14 protein-coding genes are annotated in these 22,964 nt (G+C 55.1%); 1 reads left to right on the forward strand and 13 read right to left on the reverse strand.

The annotated features are described in order from the left end of the window. Positions 1 to 108: 108 nt before the first annotated feature. The 3 genes from RSSM_RS16310 to RSSM_RS16320 form a co-directional block, all read right to left on the reverse strand. Positions 109 to 1,077, reverse strand: coding sequence for a family 43 glycosylhydrolase (locus RSSM_RS16310; RefSeq protein WP_008680950.1), 969 nt, complete (start codon positions 1,075 to 1,077; stop codon positions 109 to 111). 105 nt (positions 1,078 to 1,182) lie between these two features. Beyond that, positions 1,183 to 2,730: an arylsulfatase gene (locus tag RSSM_RS16315; protein WP_008680953.1), complete on the reverse strand. Its 1,548-nt coding sequence runs from the start codon at positions 2,728 to 2,730 to the stop codon at positions 1,183 to 1,185. A 59-nt stretch (positions 2,731 to 2,789) separates the two neighbouring features. Next, positions 2,790 to 4,361: a sulfatase family protein gene (locus RSSM_RS16320; protein ID WP_008680955.1), complete on the reverse strand. Its 1,572-nt coding sequence runs from the start codon at positions 4,359 to 4,361 to the stop codon at positions 2,790 to 2,792. 190 nt (positions 4,362 to 4,551) lie between these two features. On the opposite strand from RSSM_RS16320, the gene RSSM_RS16330 reads away from it, so the two are divergent. Continuing rightward, positions 4,552 to 5,772, forward strand: a complete 1,221-nt coding sequence (locus RSSM_RS16330; protein WP_008680957.1) for an AraC family transcriptional regulator — start codon at positions 4,552 to 4,554, stop codon at positions 5,770 to 5,772. A 130-nt stretch (positions 5,773 to 5,902) separates the two neighbouring features. On the opposite strand, the gene RSSM_RS16335 is transcribed toward RSSM_RS16330, so the two are convergent. From RSSM_RS16335 to RSSM_RS16385, 10 genes are all read right to left on the reverse strand, one after another. Next, complete coding sequence (locus RSSM_RS16335; protein ID WP_390174059.1) at positions 5,903 to 6,685, reverse strand: 3-keto-disaccharide hydrolase; 783 nt, start codon at positions 6,683 to 6,685, stop codon at positions 5,903 to 5,905. 90 nt (positions 6,686 to 6,775) lie between these two features. Beyond that, on the reverse strand, positions 6,776 to 9,271 hold the full coding sequence (locus RSSM_RS16340; RefSeq protein WP_008680961.1) for a glycoside hydrolase family 95 protein: 2,496 nt from the start codon (positions 9,269 to 9,271) through the stop codon (positions 6,776 to 6,778). Positions 9,272 to 9,552: 281 nt separating this feature from the next. Further along, positions 9,553 to 11,448: an arylsulfatase gene (locus tag RSSM_RS16345; RefSeq protein ID WP_315850019.1), complete on the reverse strand. Its 1,896-nt coding sequence runs from the start codon at positions 11,446 to 11,448 to the stop codon at positions 9,553 to 9,555. 101 nt (positions 11,449 to 11,549) lie between these two features. Next, positions 11,550 to 12,242 carry an SGNH/GDSL hydrolase family protein gene (locus tag RSSM_RS16355; protein ID WP_008680966.1) on the reverse strand — a complete coding sequence of 231 codons (693 nt, stop codon included), beginning with the start codon at positions 12,240 to 12,242 and terminating at the stop codon, positions 11,550 to 11,552. A gap of 53 nt (positions 12,243 to 12,295) precedes the next feature. Then, positions 12,296 to 13,855, reverse strand: a complete 1,560-nt coding sequence (locus RSSM_RS16360) for a sulfatase-like hydrolase/transferase (RefSeq protein WP_044302758.1) — start codon at positions 13,853 to 13,855, stop codon at positions 12,296 to 12,298. Between the two features lie 101 nt (positions 13,856 to 13,956). Then, a complete protein-coding gene (locus tag RSSM_RS16365) occupies positions 13,957 to 15,192 on the reverse strand; it encodes a zinc-dependent alcohol dehydrogenase (RefSeq protein WP_008680969.1) in 1,236 nt (411 codons plus the stop codon). Between the two features lie 157 nt (positions 15,193 to 15,349). Continuing rightward, positions 15,350 to 18,124: a chitobiase/beta-hexosaminidase C-terminal domain-containing protein gene (locus RSSM_RS16370; protein WP_008680971.1), complete on the reverse strand. Its 2,775-nt coding sequence runs from the start codon at positions 18,122 to 18,124 to the stop codon at positions 15,350 to 15,352. A 149-nt stretch (positions 18,125 to 18,273) separates the two neighbouring features. Continuing rightward, positions 18,274 to 19,803: a sulfatase-like hydrolase/transferase gene (locus RSSM_RS16375; protein WP_144059876.1), complete on the reverse strand. Its 1,530-nt coding sequence runs from the start codon at positions 19,801 to 19,803 to the stop codon at positions 18,274 to 18,276. Positions 19,804 to 19,893: 90 nt separating this feature from the next. After that, the gene (locus tag RSSM_RS16380; protein ID WP_160168146.1) at positions 19,894 to 21,264 is read right to left on the reverse strand and encodes a sulfatase-like hydrolase/transferase; all 1,371 of its coding nucleotides are present in this window, start codon (positions 21,262 to 21,264) and stop codon (positions 19,894 to 19,896) included. 91 nt (positions 21,265 to 21,355) lie between these two features. After that, positions 21,356 to 22,964 (reverse strand): GH116 family glycosyl hydrolase (locus RSSM_RS16385; protein WP_044302759.1); only part of this gene is annotated, 1,609 nt, incomplete at its 5' end.

A 22,964-nucleotide genomic window follows, 5' to 3' on the forward strand; every position in this document is an offset into this window, starting at 1 on the left:
CAGCGTGTCAGTCGAGCGGTAACAAACGAGTTGGAAGGGATTGAGTTGGAAGGGATTGAGGGAGGAAGGCCGAAGTCAGGCGACTCCGGCTGCGACAGTTCAACCGCATCACTGCGATTCTTTGACGTCGAATCGATGGATGAAGGGGAGCCCGCCTTTCTTTCCTCGGACTCTACCGATTTCGACACCCCACTCGGGCAATTCGCCCTTGCCGCTGTCCGTGAACGCTTCGGGGCGGTACGCACCACCGGCCCACGGGCCTTTGACGACACGATGCGTCTTGGAAAAGTTCACGCCGTCTTCGGCAAAGAGGACGGAATTGGTGATATCCTTTGGACCGGTCGTCCCGATCATTGCAGCGACGCCTTTACCTTGGGGCCACACAAGAACTTCATGGTTTCCCGGGATGACCGGGTTTTCCGGATGGCGTACGTATGGGCCCTGCGGGTGTTTGGCGATCGCGAGTCCCATTTGGGTTTGCCCCGGACCTTTGCCGAGCTGGCGTCCTTTGTAGTAAAACCAGTACTCATTATTGCGGACGATCAGGCAAGCGTCATCGACGAGGTGGCTGTCGAATTGCTCCGGATCGTTACTATTGGCGAGAGCGGGATTGGTATCGAGTCGCTCCCATGGGCCTTCGGGTGAATCCGAAACCGCGATTCCGATCTTGGAATCTGGGTTGAAGCCTTTCGTAAACGGCCGCGAGGTGCCCGTGTAGAAGAGCCAGTACCGGCCTTCGGCAACAAGAATGTTTGGTGTGAACACGCTCGCGCCTTCCCAAGAGCCGGGTTCTCCCTTGCTCAACGCCATGCCTTTTTCAGTCCACTCATGACCGTCGGGCGAGGTGGCGTACCAAACCGTGGCGTCGTATCCGGGCGAGATCTTTCCCTTCGAGTACCAGACATAGTACAGGTCGTCGACTTTGATCACATCGCTCGGGTCTCGCCGCATCACACCGGGCTCTTCGCCGATACCGCTGAGTGCTGAGTGCGTCACGGTGACGGTTTTCAACGTCGGTGTTTCCGCGTGAGCAATCGCGGCGAGAACGCAGAAGGCAAGGCAAAGGGATGTCCGCATGGAATTGTCCTGTAGGGCGTCGAGTATTCGAGTGAGTTAGGTGAATGTTGGAGTCGGTAATGTTTGAAAGCCAATCCGAAAGCATGTCATCGGGCTGTTTCGATGTCACTTCTTTTTGGCAGTTTTAATCGGCACTCCTGTGCGATTTGCCCAATCTGTCCAATCGCTGCCGAGTCGTTCGGTCAAATTCGGATTTGCCGCTGCTAGGTCAGTTGTTTCGCAACGATCCTCGGCGAGGTTGTACAACTGCCAACCGCCGTGTCTCTTGGGCCAAACGACTTTCCAGTCGCCTTCACGCAGCGCGCGACTGCCGGTCCATTCCCACGCGAGTTGTGTGTGAGGCGTGCGGGGCTCTCCAAACAGGATCGGCAGAAAGCTCTTGCCTTCCACCGGAAGGATCTCGTTGCCTTGGTAGGTCGTTGGATACTCACCGCCCGCGAGTTCGAGCAAGGTCGGCATGACGTCGATAATGTGTGCGGGTTGTCGGGTGATTTCACCGGCGGAGATCTTGCCCGGCCACCACGCGATCATTGGCGTCAGGATGCCGCCTTCGAACGCCGTGGATTTGTGTTTCTTAAACGGCGTGTTTTGGGCCCAACCCCAGGCCGGACCGACGGTGGCATAGTAGTCTTTGGGTCCAGGAATGATTTCTGGGCTGCGTCCGCCCGGCTCCTCGGCACATCCCCCGTTATCGGAGAGGAAAAGGACGAGAGTATTGTCCGCCACGCCCGTACGTTCGAGAGATTCCAGCAATCGTCCGATGTTCTGATCCATCGCATCGATCATCGCTGCGTAGACCGCCATCCGTAGATCCTCATGATCGTGATTGGATGTCTCCCAGTCGTACGAATTTTCGTCTTCTTCGGAGAGTTGCCACTCGTCCGTGGCCAGGCCGGATCGTTGGATCCGTTCCCAGCGCTGCTCTCGCATTTTCAACCATCCACCCATCTCTCGGTACTTGCCGCGGTACTTCGCGATGTCTTCCGGTTTGGCATGCAGCGGGTAGTGTGGTGCCGTGTAGGTGACATGCAACAGGAACGGTTGATCGCTCTTGGCAAAGTCATGCACGCACTCGATCGCGTTGTCTGTAAATGCGTCTGTGGTGTAGAAGCTCTCGGGGAACGATGTGATGCGTTTGTCGTTCTCGCCGAACACACGCACCCGGTTGTTTTTGTACGGCGGATCAGGGATCGAGGGATCAAAGTAGTTGCAGCATCCATCCAACAGCCCATAGAACCGGTCGAAACCTCGGTGAAACGGGTGCGTGTCCTTCTTGCCGCCGAGGTGCCACTTTCCGATCAGCGCGGTTTGATACCCCGCGAGTTGCATGGCTTCACCGATCGTGACCATGTCGCGGCGCAAGAGAGTTTTCTGGTCGCGTCTGGGGTAGAGCCCGGTCAGGATCGATGCCCGAGTGGTGGTGCATTTCCCGTTGTTATAGAACTGAGTAAACCGCATTCCTTCGTCCGCCAAACGATCGAGATTCGGCGTTTCGACCTCGCCGCCATAACAACCGATGTCGGACCATCCCATGTCGTCGCACATGATCAGTAGGATGTTTGGACGCGGAGAGTTTTGCGAACCGGTTGCGGTCTTTTGGCCGCCAACGATCGTGGCGAGTACCGCGATCACCAGAAGAACGTGTTTCGTCATCACTGAAAGCCTTTTTAAGAATCTGCCCAAGATTGCGAGTCAAACGCGAACGCCTCGTTTTACTTCGAAAGCGGACGTGGGTTTTCAACAAACGCTGCCGGTCGACTATTTTCTGCAATATCCTTTGCGAACGCTTCGAGCTGAGCGTGGAGACGCGCGGTGACGTCGGGGTGAGATTCGATGACGTTTTCGTTCTCGTGAATATCCTTGGCGAGGTTGTAAAGCTGTTTCGGTTTGCCGCGGCTGACATGCAGTTTCCAGTCGCCCGAGCGAACCGCAACGAGATTGTTGGCTTGGTGATAGAAGTAAGCGTCGTGCGGAGTGGGAGTTTTGCCTGCGAGAGTCGGCCAGATGTCTTTACCGTCGATCACGCGGTCGGTTGGGATTTCGGCACCGGCGAGTTTTGCGAACGTCGGCAGGAGATCCATCGTCGTCATCAGTTCATTATTCGTTTCGCCGGCAGGGATCTTTCCTGGCCATCGAACCACAGTCGGCTCCCGGACTCCGCCTTCAAACGCAGACCCTTTGTGGCCGCGGAGAGGTCCTGCGGTCGCGTAGAGGGTCCTTTTGGGCGGACCGTTGTCCGACGTGAAAATTACGAACGTTTTCTCGTCCAAGCCGTTGGACTGGAGTGCGTCGAGAATCTGACCAACGGACCAATCGATCTCCGCGATTGCTTGTCGATACAGTTCGTCTCGGGTGCGGTAGTCAATATTGCCGTCTTCCTTGCTCAGCTTCGCGAGCACTTCCGGAGAGACGCCCGACATGAATTGCGGCGACGCGTGTAGCGGAGCGTGCGGGATCGGATGGGGCACGTATGCGAAGAAGGGTGCGTCTTTGTTTTCGTTGATGAATGAGACGACGCGTTCGGTAATGCGTTTGGTCAGGTAGTCCGCGTCGGGTTCCATTTCGACGACATCGTCGTTTTCCAGCAATGGCAAAGGCGGGAAGTTGTAGTGATCCTGGCGTGGATGAAACGAGTGGATGTCATGGCTGTAAGGAATGCCGAAGTACTCGTCGAAACCCTGCTTGGTGGGAAGAAAATCCGGTTGGTCACCGAGGTGCCACTTGCCAAACATTCCTGTCCGGTAGCCGGCCGAATGAAGGACTTCGGCGATAGTGATTTCCTCTGGGTTGAGTCCCTTCGGGTCGCCCGAGAGTAGCACGCCGTGCCGAGACCCTTTCCCCATTCCAACACGCGTCGGATAGCATCCCGTCATTAGTCCAGCTCGTGATGGCGTGCAGACGGGAGCGGCGACGTAGAAGCTGGTCAGTTTGGCTCCTTCGGCCGCCATCTTATCAATCCGCGGAGTATCCACGTGAGCGGCGCCGAAGCAGCCGAGGTCTCCATATCCCTGATCGTCGGTGAAGATGATGACAAAGTTCGGACGTTCCGCCGCGTGGAGATTCGACAGTTCCAGGGCTGTTGAGATCGCGACGAGGAGGATGAAAAAAGGGACAGCAAACGGTTTTAAAGTATTGCTGGTTGCAAACATTTTGTCGGCCAATGGGGGAGGGACGGTGTGGGGAGGAATGCCGCAATCGATCGTGGGGCACGTGCGAGTCGATGGAGCATGGAACCGTTGGTCCCGGCCCTTCGAGTCTCGAGTCGAACGATCATTCCATGCCATCTCTTGGGGCCAAATTGGCCGGGGCACGCCCTTCGGGCATCGGGTGCTGTGGGGAGAGATGTTCGATGCGCGAAAATTGCAGGTGCGGCTTTGCGACAATCTATGAGAGGCACTATAACGAGTTCTGGAGGCGTTTTGCTTTCCAGCTGCTTGTCGTTTTGCGGCTGTCCTTTGAATATTTGCGACACCTATGCTCTCACACCCCACGTCACCCCGTCAGGTCGCCCTGCTGATCGAATCCTCGCGAGCGTACGGACGTGGATTACTGAATGGAATCGCCGCTTACGCGCAGGAGCAAGGCAACTGGTCGCTTCGCCATCAAGAGATGGTGATTAACGCCGATCCGCCCGAATGGCTCGCTGATTGGAACGGCGATGGCATTTTGGTGAGAGCGGAAACGCCGGCGATGATTGACGCGATTCGTAGGTCAGGAATTCCCGCGATTGATCTGCGATGTTTGATCGAAAGCGATTTCATGCCGGGGATGGATACGGACGGAGTCTCGGTCGTGCGGCTCGCCGTGGATCATCTGCGCGATCGTGGTTTCACCCGGTTTGGCTTCTGTGGATTTGGCGGTGCGAACTATTCCGAGCGTCGCCTCGAAGAAATGCAGAAGTATGTTGCGGATCTCGGTTACAGTCTCGTGTCCTACCAGTCCGCAGGTGCGACCCAAGCGACGACGTTTGGTGCCGAGCAAGCCGGCATGCTCGATCAAAAAGGTTTAACGCGATGGCTCTCGACGCTGGATCATCCGATCGGGGTGCTCGCGTGCAACGACATCCGGGCTCAGCAATTGCTCAATGCGTGTCATGCGACGAAACTCGATGTGCCCGATCAAGTCGCCGTGGTTGGCGTGGACAATGACGACGTGATCTGCCCACTTTGCCTGCCGCCGTTGACGAGCGTCGAACCGGATACGCATCGGATCGGGTATGAGGCTGCGGCGATGCTGGAAGAGATGATGAATGGGAAACGCGTCAAACCTGGAATCAAATGGGTACCGGCGCGTCGCATCGTTGTTCGTCGTTCGACGGATGCGATCCCAGTCGACGATGCGGAGTTTGTGATCGCGTATCGTTACATCCGTGAAAACGCATGTCGAGGAATTTCGGTACAGGACGTTGCGGACGCGGTACCGATGTCACGTCGAGCACTTGAACGCCGAATGCGGACGTATTTCGATCAGTCGCCCGCTGATGTCATTGCCGCGTTTCGTTTGGAGCGGATTAAGGAGTTGCTCGAGAACACATCTCGACCGCTGAAGCAGATCGCAAAATTGACCGGGTTCGATCACGTCGAACACATGGCCAAATTCTTCAAAAAGCTAGTCGGCATCCCGGCCGGTCAGTACCGAACCAAACACCGCTTGGCATCCCAAGTCGATCCGCAACAAAACGCAGATCCGTCGTGAAATAGAGCGGTATGGGATGTGAGCGGTTGCAGACTCACATAGGCGTTTCTCTCCGAGACACGGACCCGCACCCCAAAGCCCAGCTCTCTCGGTCTTGGAAAGACCGAGCTACGTGGACCACGTTGGCGACTCACTCCTCTCCATCATTCCCTTTTTCGACGATCCAAATGTTGCGAAACTGCACCGGGGATCCATGTTCTTGGAGAACGATCGGCGATGTGGTTTCTTCGGGAAACGCCGCGTATTTGTTTCGTCGCAGGGAGAGCCGAACGTCGTCGTGAATGAGTTGATCGTTCAGATGGATCGTGACTCGAGCAGCGTTCTTTTCCGACATGAAGCCGTTTGCGGCAATGCGAGCCGCGGTGTATTCGAGATCGATCGTCTGCCACCTACCTGGAGCCTGGCAAGCGTTCACGTCCGGTGCACGGATTTGGTAAATCGCACCACAGTCCGACAGGCCGGGGCGTTCTTTACCGACGCTATTGTAGATTTGCAGTTCGTACAGCGGTCCGAAGAAGACACCGCTATTTCCGGTCCCTTCTTCAGGCAAACGAAACTCGAGATGCAACCGATAATCGCCGAACCGATCCTTCGTGCAAAGGAACTGCTTCCGCCGTTTGCCCTCGAACTCAAACGCAATCTCCATCGCATTGTTGTCGACCGACTTCCACTGGATCTCGGTCTGGTTGTCGTTGGGATTGATCCATTGAAAGGAAAACGGTTTCCAATGTTCAAAGCCCGAACCGTCAAACAGTACCGTCGCACTGGCGGGCGGAGACATGCCGAGAGTGCCCGATGGTGAGTTGGCCGAAATTTCTCTCTCGTCAGCATGGATCGGCAGCGAACTGGACAACGCGACCAGAGAGCACCAGAAAAACATTTTCATCGGTGTGGGTGAGTGCGACTTCTTCATCTTGTTGATTCTTGCGTGTTTGGGGGAACAGCGAGTGGGGGAATGAATGCAAAACCTGACTGATTTTCCGGTCAAGGTTTGGTTTCGCGTTTAAGGAAGGGGCCAGGCGATGGTTTGTCCTGCACGCAGATCAATCGTTTTGCTGAGCGTGCCGTTGGCGTAGAGACGAAAGGAACCACCGCGCGGGGAATGGATCTTTGCAGACGCGAGCGTTCCATTTTGCCAAGTCACGTCGACCTCGAATCCACCGCGGGCACGAAGCCCTTCGATGTGTCCGTCCGACCATGCCGGAGGAAGAGCGGGTAGAAGATGCAAAATATAAGGGGCTTCAGCGATTGATTCGCTGGGGACAACCGGAACAAAATGATCCGGATTCGTTTCCTGTTTGCGATAGGCAACAAACGCAGCTTCTTCGATTGTTGTCGCGTCCGCGTTGATGCTGCGTAGATGGCTCTGCAGCAGCATTTCACAAACGCCTGCGGTGCCGCCGAAGTTTCCATCAATTTGGAATGGAGGATGGAAATCGAATAGGTTTGGGTAGGCACGCTTCGCAGTTAGGAATCGGTAAATTTGATGAGCCTTTTCGCCATTGTGCAGACGCGCCCAAAAGCACGTCTTCCACCCCGTGCTCCACCCGGTGGATTGATCGCCGCGGTGCTTCATTGTCACCAGTGCGGCCTGATGCAACTCCTTCGTCGTCAGGGGTGAGATGTCCCGTCCCGGGTGCAACGCGATCAGGTGCGAAATATGACGGTGTGTGTCTTTGGGGTTGTCCCAGTCTTCAGGCCATTCTTGCAATTGGCCGTGCTTGCCGATCTTTTGTGGGCAGAGCTTCGGGATGATGTCTTTAAGCTGCTGTCGAAACGCATCGTCGCGATTCAGAATCGTCGACGCCTCGATGCAATCGGTGAACAGGTTGAGCAAGAGTTGTTGGTCCCACGAGGCACCGTAGGCCTGCTTGTTGAGTTTGCCGTGCTGCTTGACGAGATAGCTGTTCTCGGGTGACCACGTTGGATAGACCACGAGCGTGCCGTCGTGATACGGACGTAGGAACTCGACGAAGAACTCTGCGGCACCTTTGATGATCGGATAAATCTCTTCCAGGTAGACTTGGTCCTGTGTGAACGCGTAGTGATCGTAGAGGTTTTGGCAAAGCCAGTGAGCGGCTTGTTGACTGCGGCGACCGTGGACGTTCTGCGCGGTGTATCCGAAAATGTTTCCGTTGAGTCCGACGCTCCATCCGTTCCGAACGCCGAATGTTTGGCGTGCTGTGTGCGCACCGGATTCAGCCAAAATCTTTGTCCACTTCACAAACGGACGAAACGATTCGGACAGGTTTGCTGGATCGACCATCCAGTAGTTCATTTCCACATTGATGTCGGTGTGGTAGTCACAGTTCCACGGTGGCCGTAGGGAGTCATTCCAAAGGCCTTGTAGGTTGGAAGGAACCGGGGCGTCTCGCGAACAACTGATTTGCAAATAGCGGCTGTAATTGAAATACAGGTTCTCCAGTTCTCGGCTGCTGTCATTCGCTACGAGTTTGTCAGTCGTTAGGCCCGATGGTTCAAAGTCCAATTCAAGACGGCAGCGGTCCATCAAAGCTGCGACGTCATCGATGTGTTTCTGTGCCAGAGATTCGAAACCGATTTCCACTGCGTTCGTGATTGCCGATTCGCAGTCGGATTGGTAGTCGCGACCTTTGAAGGTTGGGTAATCCGGCAGGTAGTCGCAATATCCCGCCAAATAGATCGTCACTTCATCGGCATCGGAGATGTCAACGGATCCATCGGGCCGCGGCGAAAGGTCAGCGTCTCCGCCGTCGATGTACACGAACTGCATGAAGTCGACGTTGTCTCGCGCCATGTTGGCTTGGCCGGTAAGCACGATTTGCCCGTCATCCGTTTTAACTTCTGAGATCGGATGCTTGGTCGTCGTCTTCACGTTGAGATTGAGCGTTGCATTCTCCGCGGTGTATCGGACGACGACGACGTCGTGAGGATGGCTGCAAAAGTATTCGCGGCGAAATCTGCCTCGACCGATTTCGTACGTGACCGTCCCCAGGCCAGTGCGGGAGTCCAACGAACGGCGATAATTCTGCACCTCGTCGGATTCGTGTCCTGTCGAGATCCAAACATCGCTAAATGGAGCGTAGTTTCCCAGCGGTTCGACGCTGGCGAGATGCTTGGTCGCCAAGCTTTCCATGCTGCCAGGTTTGGTGCCGTACTTTCCGTCTCGGTAGGCTTGCAAAACGGTTTCGAGATCTTCAGGGGCAACCTTCCGTGTTCCGGATTGCTCGACCTCACCGAGTCCGCGTTTCGCGTTCATCCACAGCGTGATGTCGTTGATTAGCAAGTGTTCGGTGTCGATGCCTCCTGAGAACATGGCTCCCAATCGCCCGTTGCCCAGTGGCAGGGCGGTTTGGATGTAGCCGAGTCCTTTCGCCCGACGCGGTTGTTCCGCCAAGGATTGATCGATCGCCGGCGCGTCGTACTGGAGCACGTAACGTTCATCCGCGTGTGCTGCATCGAGAGACAGCGCGATCAGTAGCAACGTGATCAGGACGAGACAATGAGTGAGGGATTTCATGTCGATGTGGGGGCTTGGGGTTTTTGAGTTTTGTATTGCCAGGCGTTTGGCATCACCGTCCCCTTGGAAGGGTCGAGCGAAGCGAGGGGACGGCTCAGTATTGGATCCAGCGTGTAACCCTCCCCGGCTCAAAACGGTCCGCCCCTCCCAAAGGAAGGGTGAAGGAAAACTGCACGCCCTCGATAGGGGAAAGGGAAGGGGATTGTGTGGCGAGAATGCGGGATGAAAATGTCCTTTGGAAGTACGGCCGATTGAGGGAACCGTCTCTTCGGTAGGGGTGGCTATTGATGATTGTCTTTCCATTCCACATCGGTGAAGTAGGCGCCGCCCGCGTTGCCTTGGCGATCGTACAGATAGGTAACGAGTTCGGTTGGACCGGCGGGCAGGTCGACGTCAAACGTCACTCCGAGACTGCCCGGCGAGACTTCTGATTCTTTTTCCAATCCTGCGATCGAAATTTTGGCTCGTTCCGCGATAACCGGTTTGTTAGCTTCGGCGGGCCATTGACGAAGCGTCACCCGATAGTGCCCCGCCCGTTTGACGTTCACCATCCATGGACCGGTCACTTTCGGAAGACGTTTGATGGAGTTGAAATTCCAGGGCGGGTTACCCCTTTTTATTCGCCAGTCCTGGGAACTCAACCTTGTCGGATTTTCTGCAGGGTTTCCTAAGTCGATGCGAACCGGCGTCATTCGCGGAGAGATTCGATGCCAAAATGGTTTGTAGAGTTCGCGGAGCTTTTCGACGACCTCAGGATGCTCATCCGAAACATCATGTTGCTGCGCCGCGTCGACACGGATGTCATACAAGGCTTCGTTGCCTGAATTCACCAAACGCCAACGATCGGTCATTACCACCGAAAACGCGTACGGGCCCGCAGGGAGAGCATTGCCGTAGGGGCCGCCGTGGTACTGAACGACGTGGTGTTTTCGCGGCCAAGATTCGGGTGGACTATCGTTCGACTGCGCTAGCAACGGTTCGAGTGATACACCATCGGGAGGACTTTGGTCGGAGACTTCAACCTTGCACAAATCGGCGAGCGTTGGCAACACATCGATGTGTGCGGTGAGGGTGTCGATATCCTTGCCGCCGGTCAGTCCGCCGTTGGGCCAGTGAATGAAAAACGGCACACGATGCCCACCGTCATAGACAGAGGACTTCTTGCCTCGCATTCCTGCGTTGTAGCCCTTGAGCGGAGTGGAATCCAAACCTTGGAACTTGGCACCAGCCGAAGTCCCGTTGTCGGTCATGAAGACAAAGATCGTGTTCTCGGCTAATCCGAGTTGCTCCACGCGTTCACGAAGCAGTCCCACGTTGAAATCGATGTTAGCGATCATTCCGTAAAAGTTCGGATTCACTACGCCAGGTTTTCCTTGGTACGGCGCGGACCACTTTTTCGCCACATGATACGGACCATGGGGGGCATTTGTTGGCAGATATAGAAAGAACGGTCGTTCTTTGTGCTCTTCGATGAACTGAATCGCTTCTCGAAACCAAACGTCCGTGCAGTAACCTTCACACGCGACGGGAGTTCCCTGTTTGTCCTGTGGGGAGGCACGCTCGTACGTGTCGTCGAAATAGTCATTGCCCCAGTAGTCTGGAGCTTGCCCGACGCCACCGGCTTTGTGCCACAACACATGTTGAAAGCCACGGTCCTGGGGTCGGTGAGGCGCGTTGTCGCCGAGATGCCACTTGCCAAACATGCCGGTAACGTATCCCGCGTCCGCAAACATGTTTGCGATAGTCTTTTCGTCTGGATGCATCATCGTGCGTCCCGAACTGGTGCGGTACGCTCCGGTGTACGCCGGGTGATTTCCGGTCATCAACGCGGCGCGAGTTGGCGTGCAGAACGGACTGACATGAAAGTTGGTGAGCCGAATCGAATCCGAATAGAGGCGGTCCAACTCGGGAGTTTTCAGAATCGGATTGCCATGGCATCCCAAGTCGCCATACCCTTGATCGTCGGTCATGACGAGGACAACATTGGGCGGTGAAGCTGCGCGGGCATAGGGCATGGCGAGCGTGAAGGCGATCGCAACACCGATGCAAAACGAACTCCGCAACGAACGTTGGGCGACCCGCGGGGATGTCTCGCAGCGACGTCGGATCGACCTTGCGTGGATTGCAAACTTCGATTGGCGAGTTCGCGATCGATTGCGGACCGGGCGGCTGTTCATTTGGGAAAGTGACGATCTTGGGGAGGGCGGGACTTTGCAATGTTCTTGTTCAGAACCGCATGAGACTGGCGGTTAATTCGCGTGTTGAGGTTTGCCGACAGTTATGGGGGAGACATTAGCGCGGACTCGATTTCGCTTGCGACTTTCTGGGCAAGGTGTTGGTAGCCTTGTTTGCAAAAATGAACGTCGCCCTTCCGGATCTGGATGTCAGGCAGCTTCTTAAGTGCGTGTGAGTGCAAGTCGTTAATTCGAATGCCATTCGCATTCATGATCTCGGACGCAATTTGGTTGTACCGAACGTCATCACCCAGTTTGCGTCCCGCCTCTCCTTCCGGGACCGGCGTGGTCGCACACCAAATCAGTGTCGCGTTGGTTTGTTTTAGCCGCTCAACGATCCAATTCAGGTTTTCGCGGTATTCGTCCGGTGTCGCGGTTAACGTCCCGTGTTCTTTATCGCGGTGGCCTTGGACTTTGGAGTCTGGATGTCGATAGCAGAGGTCCCATAATCCCCAGTTGAAATGAATGACATCCCATTCACGTTTGCCGAGCCACTTGTTCAGGTTTTGTCGTCCGAACTCCGAGGTCTTTCCGTTGCCGGGGATACGAAAAACGTCTGCTTTGCCCTGGAGATGCTTTCGGACGTCGACGGTGTATCCGATTGAGATCGAATCGCCTATCAACAACACGTTGGGTAGGGCTGGATCGTCTTTGGGATTCGCAAAGGCAACTGAGTACTCTCGGCCGGTATACAACTCCGACTTGTCTGCTAGTTCTTCTGCGGTGGTTGTACTCATGGCGGTGAGTCCGCATGAGATTAATAGCAGGTATATGGTGAACCTTGGAGTCATCAGTTCTCTCGTCTTTTGCGCGGGGCTTGTTGGGTGGAACGGTATTGATCCAGACGCTTTTGCATTTGGGCCACTATCTCGGGATATTCGCGATACCGATTCATTGTTTGGTTTGGATCGGCGTCGAGGTCATAGAGTTGGCCGGGCGGGGAGTTCTTCTTGATCTTGCCGTTTTCGATATCACTATTTGGGCTGCCAACGAACGATACCGCGGCGGGACCGCCCGCGCCGTGTTGTCCAGGTTTGCCATTGAAACCACCGGCGGCTCGAGCCGGAATGTACATCCACTTTCCTTGGCGTAGGGAAACGTGAGATGGTTTGCGTGGTACCAACACCAACGATTCTCGCAGCGGTGCGGTCGGTTTATCCAGGAGCGCCGGCAGGACATTGACACTGTCGGCGAGTTGTTCTTCGTCAACGTCTTGCTGCGTCAGCGCGGCGAACGTCGCGAGCATGTCGACGCCGCTAATTAATTGCTTTGAAACTGAATTGGGTTGGATCTTGCCCGGCCATTTGGCGATGAACGGGACACGTTGACCGCCCTCCCAAACTCCGAATTTGAAACCGAGAAGGTCGCCGTTGATTCGGTGCCCGGCGTGGAAGGCATCTTGTCCGCCGCGGTTGAACATGCCGCCGTTGTCGCTGGTCACGATCACCAACGTGTTCTCCGACAGGTCGTTGGCTTCCAACGTCTTCATCAATTCGCCGACCATCCAGTCGAGTTCGTGGATAAAATCACCATACAGGCCTGCTTGGCTGGTGCCTTTGAATCGAGGATTTGGCGTGAACGGGTGGTGGATGTTTGTGGTCGCGAAGTAGAGAAAGAACGGCTGTTCTTTATTGTTCTCGATCCAGTCGACCGCTTTTTCGGTCAGCAACGTCCCCGTCTTCTCATCGTCGTAGAGAGCGTGCGCCTTTTGGGCGCCACCTACCGCGTTGACCGTCTTCTTGCCCGCTTCGGCAGGGTACGTTGTCGTTTTCGAATAGGGTTTAGTGAACGTGATGGGATCGTTTTCGTCAAAACCAACAACCCGGTCGTTTTCCACATAGACGTAGGGGTACCCGCTATTCACTTTGGGCACGCCGAAATAGTAATCGAACCCCAATTCCAGTGGGCCAGGGCGAAGCGGTTTGTTCCAGTCGGTCTTGCCGGTTCCAAACCCGAGGTGCCACTTGCCGATCGCTGCGGTGGCGTATCCTGCGTCGTTAAACAATTTCCCGATGGTCAGTTTGTTTGTGTCGATCAGCAGCGATTGAAAGTGACCGCATGGCCCCCAAATTCCTTCTCCGCCGTTGCCACGAAAGGGATACTGCCCGGTCAGCAAACCGTAACGCGACGGGGTGCAGACCGCCGAGGCCGAGTGAGCGTCGGTGAAACGACGTCCCGCCGCCGCGATGGCGTCGATGTTTGGTGTCTGTACCTTCGTTGCTCCGTAGCATCCCAAGTCACCGTAGCCGAGGTCGTCGGCAAGGATCAGCACGACGTTGGGTTGCTCGGCAGCGAGGCGAAGACCCGGCAGCAAGACCGCCGCCACTAGCAAACATGGAAGAAACTTCATGGTCTGAATCGTTCGGTGGGATTTAACGTGAGGTAGTGAGGAATTCGTTTATGAAGGCCCGGTTGCAACTGTGGCACAGCCTCGAAAGGTACGAGGACCGTCTATTGTTTTGACTTAGAGAGCCGATTGGCTTGGACGACTACTTTTACGCCTTCCTGACGCAGGTTGACTTGGAATGCCTCTTCGATTTGATCGAGCGGGAATTTGTGCGTGATCAATGAACACACCGGCAAGCCAATCTGCTCCGCCCGCTGCAAAAAGTGGTATGCGTTGGGATATTCAAAGCTGTTGTAAACCCAACTTCCGATCAACGTGATTTCTTTGCGACAGATATCTAGGTGTGGGTTGATCGCACATTCGCCGCCGTCGACAAAGTGACCGACTTCGCAGATCCCACCACCACGACGAATGCATTTGAACAGATTGGAGAACGCAGCCGGCACTCCGGTGACTTGGAATCCGAAGTGTGCGCCGAGGCCCTTGGTGAGACTTTGAACCTTGGCAGCGAGATCATCGATCCCCATGAAATCTTTGTAGTTGACCAATTCGTCCGCACCAAGTGTGGCGGCCATCTCGAGGCGACTCGAATTGCCGTCAATCGCAATGATGTTGTTGATCCCGTATGTTCGCAGAACCGCAATCATGAGTAGGCCGATCGGTCCGCATCCCTGAACGACCACCCTGCTGCGGAAGTTCAGTGTGGAGCCACAGTTCTTCGCCCGTTCGAGGGCATGGCAAACCACGGCAGCCGGTTCGATCAAACAGCGTAGGTCGACGCTCATTTCGTTGACGACAAAAAAGGACGATCCTGGCCGAATGATCACGTAGTCGCCGAAGTACCCGTTGAAGTGATTGTCAGGTTCGTTAGGCAGGAGGCCATAAACCCGCAAGTCGTCACAGAGGTTGGATTTCAGCGGATTGTACTTAGCGATCATGCACGCATCCGAGGTGTCGAGGATGCTCGTGACGATCTTGTCACCGACACGCACCGGTTTTCCCACGCTGTCCATTTTAACGTCGCGACCGACTTCCAGCACTTCGCCGGTACCTTCGTGTCCGAGCACGACGGGGGCCAATTCAAACGGATCGGACTTGTAGCAATGGATGTCAGTGCCGCAAACGCCGCACGCTTCGACATGGACAAGGATTTCGTCAGGACCGATTTCGCGGAGAGGGAACTCGCAAATCTCGACGTGGCCCGCTGCTTTCATTACCGCAGCACGACCAGATTTAGGATGACCTGACCCCGCGTGTTCGGATTGCGCACCCGCCTGAGATTGTACTCGCCGGAGAACATTACTAACGATGCGATCGATTTGCTGTTCGTTTGAATTCATGAAATGAAGCGTGGGTGGGGGAACGTTACTGATTGCCAACTTATAGTCAGACAAGGGTTCGGTAGGTGTCGTTGGCAACGGACGCACTGGCGAAACTTGCAGAAATACAGTCCAGGGGCGCCCGCAATGCAGTGGATGTTCCTTCGATGTTGTCGGGTTAGGGGTGGGGTTGAAAGCTCAGTGTTCGCTGTTGGTAACCGCGAAAGACAGTAAGCTCGATTTTGTGTTGTGCCTTTTTTACAGTCCGCTCGAGAGCATCGAGGTTTTGAACCATGGTCTGATTCAGGCGGATGATAGTATCACCGTTCTGCAAGCCTGCTTTTGCTGCAGCGGAATTGGCATCGATGTTGACGACATACACGCCCGTGTCTTGGCCTCCCGAGGCGTCAATCAGATCCGGGAATTCGGAAATCGTCACCAGTTCCATTCCGGCCCACTGGAGCGTGCGAGGTTCGGGGCTGGAATGTTTTTCTGATTCTTCCTCCGGCCCGACGTATTGTCCTAAGATCGTCGAGGCTAGCCAACTTTGGTGTTTCACCTGTTCGACTTTGATGAACACGACACGATCCTCAAAACCAACGGCATGTCCTTCATCGTCAAACGTGTTTGCTCGCACGGTCGTGCTTTCTTCCAGACGGATCGGCCGCGTGTAGTGTGGCGAACTCGCAGTCGGTTTGGATCCATTTAGCGTGTAGTGAACTTGACCACCGCGAGCGTCCGCCCTGAACGTCACCTCAATGGAATCCTCGAAGTCATGAAGCTCGTTCATGATCCTTGTCATCTGGTGACCGAATTGGTCCATCGGGAAGTTTTTGAATCCCAGTTTGAGAGCCGGTGATTCGGGCTTCACCTGATAATTTCGAGTAGCAGGGTTGACGAACATCGGATCGGCAAACACGCTGTCTGCCCCCTGTTTCTCCTGCCACGCCGCTAAACTGTTCGCGGCGCCCGGAACCATGAAGTCGTCGGTGTTGGTGTTCCACCAGACGTTGGAATTGAGGGTTCCCCACTGCGCAAAATCTTTTGGCATGCGGGCAGGCCCGATCATCGTGGTCGTTGGCCTTCCACCGCCCTCTTTGGACCCGGCGACTACGACGATATTGCGTTCGAATACATCTTCGCTGTTGTCCTGTGGCCAGACATGAAAGCCAAGAGGAACCGCGCTCACCGTTATGTTGTTTCTCACGGTGCGGAAATATCCATCACGCAGCTTCAACGTCGAGCCGATCATCAAATTGTTGGTGATCTCGAAATTGGAGGAACCGTCGTCCAAATCAATCGTCCAGTTCCCGGCGCTAATCGAAGATCGGAAATTGCCAATGCGATTCTGGTGAAGCTTCACCGTCTTGATCGCATCGAGCATCACGTCCTCCTTCTTCATGTTCTTGAAGTCCCAAAATCGTTCTCGTCCCCACGCGTTGAAAGGGCCGTGCTCACCGGTATCCAAGATCGTGTCATAGATGTCACAATTCGACATCACGTGACCTCCCCAGGTGCCATCATTGAACGTGACTCCGGCGCGAGATATCCAGTAAACGCTACAGTGATCGATCGTGATATCCATCGCCATCGATACCAGGATCCCGGATGTCTGTTTCCCATACACACCGATATCGCGAGTGATCGTATTGGTCACGCTGCAATCAGCAGGATAGTCGTTCGTCTTGGGGCCCGGTTCTAAATCCGTGAACTCCCAATTGTGAATCGGTTGCTCCCAAGTTTGATATTCGCGGACCGCCTCGGGGCTACCGACGAAACAGACTCCACTGTCACCGGTTTCCTCAATCAGACAACCTGAAATGTGGATGTCCCGATTGAAGCCGTCGACGAAGATTCCGTTGCCGCCAACTTGATCGAGATGGCAATTCGTCACCGAACAGTTCCGACTGTCTTTGAAGGTAATCGCACCGCCTCGATGAATCGCCCAGTCTCCACGGGCAATGTCTTCATACGCGTCCATGAAGGTGGCGAGTGACTGGGTGATGTGGAAGTCGGCAAAGTGAAGATGCTCGGCAGCCTCCACGTCGATGATACGACTCAGAACGGCAGCCTCGACCGTCACCTTCGACAATTCCACTCCGTTGGGCGGCTTGAAATACAGCACGTCTGCTTTCGCGTCGTGGAACCACTCAAACGGTGCATCAAGTTCCTCGAAAATGTTCTCGATGTAGAACGGTGAGCCAGCATGACCTCGACGTTTGCCAACACCCAAGCGTCGTTGGGCCTGCCATCCGCCTTCGCCAAAATGAATCGTACTCTTAGCGAGATCAATCTTCGCGACGCGGAACTGCCAGTTGCCCCAGTTTTTGTAGTGAAACGCGTGTACGATCCCCGCTTGTGGATCCTGCCAATTGGCTGCACGCTCTTTGAGTTCTTTTGAATCAAACGTCAGGTACTCCATCGACGGTTGGTTCGTCGCGTTGAGGTAGCCTTTTCCGGTTCGCAACGGATTGTTGTAATCCCAATTTGGAAACCTGGATCGCACCATCCGCTGGTCTGACATGTACAACTGATTGATCTTCCGCCCCGCGAGCTTCGTGCCCTTGAGCGATTGCTGATAGATGCCATTCCGCCAAGGTGTCCATGCATTCGGGTCGAGCGGTAGGCTGCCCTTGAGTGTGACAGGTTTTCCCGGGACCGCTCGGTAGGTAATCGGAGCCGCTCGGGTGCCCGAGTCGCTTTCGCCAAAACGCAATGTTTTGTCGAGGGAATACGTCCCGCCATCCACCCAGACCGTTACCGGTTCCTTCCCGGATAGATCGCGGGAAGCGATTGCTTGACGGGCCGCGTCCAAAGTTGCCAGCGGTGTGTGGATTGTTCCGCCAGCACGGTCATCGCCCGAAGTACTAACGTATATATCCGCGGCGAAGAGCGTGTTCGCGGCGATCAACAATCCGGTGATGGGGGCGATCAAGGTCGGGGGCGAAATCATTGCGATGCTTCAAGCATTAGAATGGGGATGTCAAAGATGGAACGAATACGGGCGGGCAAGTGACAAACAGGAGTTCTGGTTGGATATGAGGACGGAACCGGACGGTTCACGTTGCACTGCGAACAGCGAACGTCATTCCGTTCTTGTCTTTACTTGCGTGCAGCCGAGTAGAGTTCGTCGGTGCGTTTTCGCAGTTTCCGAAGCACCTCCGCATGCTCGGGGCTGTTGATGAGGTTCACCTGTTCCTGAGGATCTTTCTGCAAATCGTACAGCTCTTCGATTGGGGGCTCATGTTCGTAGTAAACGAAGTACTTCCATCGCTGTGTCCGCGTGCCGTGAGAGCGGTAAGACTTGTTCTCGTTGATCAGTTTTTGATTGATCTCATCGACGTTGGGTTTTCGTTTTGAGCGGAAGAGATCGACGAGAAAGAGATCTTCCATGAACACTGCGTCTCGCCACTGCGACATGTCTTGCGTTTGATCCAAGATCCCGGTGAAGTCTCGACCTTGCATGATCGCAGGCGGTTCGATTCCCGCGAGCGAGAGAATTGTTGGGGCGATGTCGACCGATGAAACGAGAGCGTCTTCGCGTCGTCCTTGGTTCGTATCGTCCGTTCGACCGTCGTAAACAATCAATGGTTCTTTGACGGCTTCTTCGTAAAGGATGCATTTATCGAAGAGGCCGTGTGACCCCTGGAATCGTCCGTTGTCACTGGTGTAGATGATGACGGTGTTGTCGAGTTCGCCCATCTCCTTGAGTTTCTCGACCAGCATCCCGACTTGCTGGTCGACGGTGTATCCTTGGGTTGCAAACCGACGCACGAGTCTTTGGTACAACGCCGGGGTTGATGAACGTTGTCGATGTAGCGGCACGCCCCGCGCATTGTCCTTGACGACGTTGGGGAGTTCTTCGTTGTCGCCTTCGACCCAGTTCTCAGGAACCGGAAAGTCGTAGTCTTTGAACTGTTCGAAATGCGGCATGTACATGTGGCTGGTGCTGTCGTGCTTGACCGCATAAAAGCTGACCGAAAGGCAGAAGGGCTGCTCCGCGGGCTGGGTTTCCAAAAAACGCAGCATTGCCTCTCCGGTCTGCAGCGTCCGAGTCACGCCTTTGCGACCGGGACGGTAGATCTGTCTGAGTCCTTCGTCGTCCGTCGGCCACCATTCGAGCTTCTTCGTTGGGACGGTCTCGCTACCGGCGAAGAAGTCGAACACGTCGCCCATGTTCTGTTGGTAGTAATGTTCACGCGGTGTGCTCGGACGTGTCGCTTGTTCGGTGACCGTGAAGCCCACTTTGCCGATGAAACCGGTTCGGTAGCCCGCTTGTTTGAGAATAGCGGGATAGCTCTGAAGGAAATCGGGCCGTGACAACGTGTAGTCCTCGGGAGCCACGAATCCGACGCGGTGGCTGGATTGGTGTCGGCCGGTCATCATCGTCACCCGACTAGGCATGCAAATCGCAACCGCATAAGCAGCCTGATCAAAGACAACTCCTTGCCTAGCGAGTTGGTCAATATTGGTAGTGTTGAACTCAGGATGGCCATAGCAACCGATGTTGTCCCAACGTTGATCGTCCGTCATCAGGAAGACGATGTTGGGCGGTTCTTGTGAGTTCGCGTGCTCGCATAGACACGTCGCCGCTATCAGCACGAGTATAGCAACTAGACGGAAATGACTCATGATGTTTTCAGTGAGATCGATGGAGAGAAGATTTTGCAGTTCAGTGCCGAAGTGGGTGCGATTGGTTTGCCGACGTGTACGGATACGTTCTTACTGGAGATTCGACAATTTCATCGCGTTCAGGTCTCCCGGGTAAGTTGACTTGGGACGGTCACTGCCTGCTTTGTTCCAATCTCCCAATTCGCGTCGTGTCTTGGCAGCGAGTTTCTTTAGCTCGTCCGTCCGCTCTGCGTTGACGTTTGACAGATCCTGTTCTTCGGCGAGGTCAGCTTCTAAATTATTGAGCACGACGTGGTCGAGGTTCTTGTATTGGCCTTTTCGTTTTGCCCAGTAAACTCGGTTCGCCGCGCGACGTGGCAAGTGTAACTTCCACTGGCCTCGCCGCACCGCCTCGAGCGTCAATCCGTTGTAGTAGGCGAATTCTTGCCGCGGGCTCTTGTCGGTTTGACCGCTGAGCAGCGGCAGCAGGTCGTAGCCGTCGTACTTGCGATCCGTCGGCATTGGCACGCCACTGACGCGAGCGATCGTTGGCAGGATGTCCAACGCGGATACCATCTCATCGCTGACCCGTCCCGCCGGGATTTGTTGCGGCCAACGGATCATCGCGGGCACTCGGTGGCCGCCTTCCATGGTGTTGTATTTGCCCTCGGACAACGGTTTCGCCGAACCGGCCGGTAACCATGGTCCATTGTCCGAAGCCAAGATCACCATCGTTTCCTGTTCAATGTCCATTTTCTTCAATGCCGACAACACGAGTCCGACATGATGGTCGAGCTCTCGCACCATGGCAGGCAGCGCTTTCGGATTCATCTGGCCCTTCTTCTTTTTAACCGAAGCCCATTCCTCCGGCGTGCAGAACTCTGCGTTGGGTGACCACGGTCCGTGCACCAGATAGTGTGCGAGGTAGATGAAGAACGGTTTTTCGTTTTCCTGTTGCTGTTTCATGAAGTCAATGGTCGCGTCATTCAGCCTCTGGTGCGCTTCATCAAACCGGATCTCTCCCTGGGGTTTCTCGTTATGCAACCAGACATTTTTTTTGCCAACGGGGAAGTTGTAGAGGCTGCCGACATACTCATCGAATCCTTGTAGCCGAGGACCATACAAGTCCAATTCACCGAGATGCCATTTGCCAAACGCAGCGGTTGCATACCCGTGAGGCGAAAGCAGCTCGGCCAACGTAATTTCGCTCAGCGGCAACCCAACGTGCTCGTTCCAAACGGGACGTTTGCCGTTGGGGCAAACGGGCAAGCCGTTGCGTTGAGGATATCGCCCGGTCAACAAGGCACCACGACTCGGCGAACAAACGCTGCACGCCGACAGGTAGTTCGTGAACCGGATCCCGTCCCCTGCCAGTTCGTCGATATGGGGCGTCTGAGTTTGAGAACCGTAGCAACCTAGATCGCCATAGCCGAGATCATCGACATAGATAAGCAGGATATTGGGCGGTTGGGTTTTAGCCACTGACGTTGGGTGTTCAGCTGCTGACGATAGGTTTGATAAATACAAAGCGGCTATCGAGAACGCAACGATCGTTTTTATGTTCATCGACTTATCACGCATATGAGATTCGCATATCGAGTTTCTGTCCCGCTTTCAAAATAACCGGGTTGGAGAAGTCCAATCGCAGGTCGCTGTCGGTGGTTTGCAATTCCGGGGAAACTTCAATGTCGCCGAATTTCACTTGGACGGACGTCGGAGATTTCCCTTCGGCCGCAGCGAGCGACACTTCAGTCAGCCGAAGCTGTCCTTCGTTCAATTCGATGGACGCCTCGAGGTGGTCCGCTGCCTGAATTTGTGAGAACAGTCCATAACCTTCCGCCGCGGTAAAGAAGCTGGCGTGGTCTTCCGGTTGAAAGATTGGACGGAATCCGATTCGACCAGCAGGGCCGTCATAGACAAACCCCTGCAAAGCGATCAAAGCCGACCAAACGCTGAGCGAACGCCCATAAAACTTGCCACACTCATCGTCACCGAACGGGTTTCCGGAATAGCCCCACGCACCGTTCTTCATATCGGTGACCCCTTCGGTACGGAGGCGACCGTCGTAGCGATCCGATATCATCTTGATGACCATCAACCCTTCGGGAAGCATACCGTTTTGCATCATCGTGACGGCGGCACCGTACTCAAAGCCGGTCATGACTTCATCGCCATACTTCATGCCGGGGATCGGCTGAGGGTTGTTGGGCCACGTGATCATTTTCATGCCGCCGTCATCGACTTCGCAGTACTGGCGCGGCTTGAGCGATTGGCCATGAAAGTCCGCCAGGAAATTGTGTTTCAACAATGACTCCATTGCCTTGCGTGATCGATCGCGAGGGTAGTTGGGTTCGATACCAACTTGGCCGGCCCACCATTCGCCCAGTATTTGGTCGATGTGGCATCCATCCAAATAGTCTTGGTTGCGTTCCTTTCCGAGTTCCTGGACGTAGTACTCGCCGTTCCACAATCGGTCGTTTTGCAGTTTCTTGCCGGATTCCCGAATCTTACGGTACTCCGACGCGGTTTGGGGGTCACCCATCGTTTCCGCCATGCGAGCGGCCGCTTCGAGCGCAGACAAATACAACGTCCCGATCCATGACGAACATCCCGTGAACGCTCCGTCGAGTGTGTTGTGCTGCATGTTCTGCATGTAGCCGTCACGATTGGGATCCCAGTGTTCGATGCCCCAATCCATCGCCTTCTTGACGTTGGGCCACTGTGACTTCAGCCACTCGGTGTCGGTCGCGCAGAGATGTTCTCGATAGGTGTTCAGGATAGTTCCGAAGTGTCCGTCGGCTGCTGAGCTCCTATTGGTATGTCGGTAGGGAAGCAAACCGTCGGGGCGTATCGTGTCAAAGTCTTGCTCACGCATCTTGCGACCGAGTTCAGGCAGCAGCCGCGCGTGGGCTTGGGCATAGTGCCAGACGTGAGTGCAGTTGCCGGCGCAACAGCCTGCGGTCGGGTTGCTGCCCTCCCAAGCACCGAAGAATCCATCGGCCGCCCACCAACATGTTTGGCTTCGCAAGACCGCGAGCTGCGATGAGAGGCGATCGACTAGCCATCTCGGCAATTTCGATGCGTAGAGCGTGTCGTGGAAACGGTAAGTTCGAGCAATCAAGTCGTCGAGGTTTTCCTGCAGGTAGGACGCTACATCGCGAGCGTCCGACCACCAGTTCGTG

The organism is Aporhodopirellula sallentina SM41, assembly GCF_000346505.1.
Taxonomy (GTDB): Bacteria; Planctomycetota; Planctomycetia; order Pirellulales; family Pirellulaceae; genus Rhodopirellula; species Rhodopirellula sallentina.